Source organism: Magnetospirillum sp. SS-4 (assembly GCF_902729425.1).
GTDB lineage: Bacteria > Pseudomonadota > Alphaproteobacteria > Rhodospirillales > Magnetospirillaceae > Phaeospirillum.
Genome location: NZ_CACVCH010000124.1, coordinates 1 through 1,543 on the forward strand (window position 1 = coordinate 1; position 1,543 = coordinate 1,543).

A 1,543-nucleotide genomic window follows, 5' to 3' on the forward strand; every position below is an offset into this window, starting at 1 on the left:
GGACTACATCCTCACGTGCCAATGTGGCGGCACTGGGAATGCACCGCTTAACGGGCCTTTTAAATGTCCGATCACCACGCTGATAAACGATGTGGGTAATATCTTTACCAGGACCATCAGTCCAATATGAAATCCTCCATTTTCGATATTCCGCTATATCTTTGAGCTTAATAAGGGAGACTGATTTCTGTCCAAAGAACGGGACTAAATAACGGTCGAGGATGGCCCTGAAATCGCTTTTATTTTTGTCGCATATTGATTTACCAAGAACCTCCGCATACCAGTGATCTGAGACCTGCTTGAAGTTCTTTTGATCGAGTGGGATGCCGAACTCCTCTGCAAAACGGAGGCGATCAAAATGGCGTTCTGCCACACGACCAGCTTCAACCGGGTCAGGGGTTTTGGTTGAGAATCTGTCTACCTTCCGATCCGGGCGGGTGACAGATGCGTGCCAAATTTCAGATTTGCTATCGCCACGCCTATAAAGACGTATAGCCCCGCCCTTGATCGAAAAACCGTCACGCTCAAACTTGCCCATGATGCCGTTCCAAGTGCGGATTTAGACGGTCCATCGTGTGAGTCTGTGAGTGAGATGTGAGTCACGCCACGCCGTCTACAGACGATATTCATGGATTGTACTCAGATTCGCCCCCTTTGGGAAGGCGTGTGAGTGGCTGTGAGTCGCCCAAAACGCAGCCACCCAGCTATTGCTGGTTGGCTTAGTGCGTTGATTTTCCTGGGGAAAAATGGTGCCGGCGAGAGGACTCGAACCCACGACCTTCGCATTACGAATGGTTAGCTGAAAAATAGCGCATTGAATTTTATCATTGAATTTCGCCATTGCCTAACTGTGAAAAGAATGTGAAATGATTTGCGGAAAACATTAGGACAAAAACATAACAAAATGTAGTGCGTAGTCGCTCGGAAAGCGCCAACATATAGTGTCATCGGGTGTATTCCGCGCAGTAAAAATGCGCAGGTCGCTCAGCAGTAAGTTCCTTGTTTGTTCTTGTCCGATTTTGCTCGTTATCGTATGCTATAATGGGAAGTCTGACCACCGAACACGGCGGTCGACTGTCGTGTAACACGACGGCGACGCCGCCAACTTGTCGGGAAACCCGACAACATGCACCTGTCGGAAAAACCTACGCCGCCTGTTGTCCGACCGCTTCGCCAAGCCAATTGATACCCCAAGCCTTTCGTTATAGGCTCGCCTGAATATCAGTATCGCAAATACAGGAAGAGGGGGAATGATGGGCTCTCAAATTTCATGGTCGGACGACCTGCTAATTAATGTCGCAGCGATTGATAGCGACCACAAGAAGCTCTTTGATTTGATGAGTGATATTTTCGCCACTTCGGCTCATGGCGCGGATGCAATCAATCGCGCCATCGGCGCTTTGGCAAAATACACCAAAGAGCACTTTGCCCGCGAAGAAGAGAGCATGGAAAAAACGAACTATCCAGGACTCGCAAAGCAAAAATATGAGCACGAGCACCTTGTGTTCACGCTTGAATCCATGATTGACCCTCACCATCCATC

At 48.9% G+C, this 1,543-nt stretch carries 1 protein-coding gene and 1 pseudogene; one reads left to right on the plus strand and one right to left on the minus strand.

Annotation, left to right across the window (positions count from 1 at the left end):
* Positions 1-538: pseudogene (locus MTBSS4_RS17915) on the minus strand (hypothetical protein); the annotation flags it as partial.
* 712 nt (positions 539-1,250) lie between these two features.
* Here MTBSS4_RS17915 and MTBSS4_RS17920 point away from each other — a divergent pair.
* A partial coding sequence (locus tag MTBSS4_RS17920; protein ID WP_173984739.1) for a hemerythrin domain-containing protein occupies positions 1,251-1,543 on the plus strand: 293 nt, incomplete at its 3' end.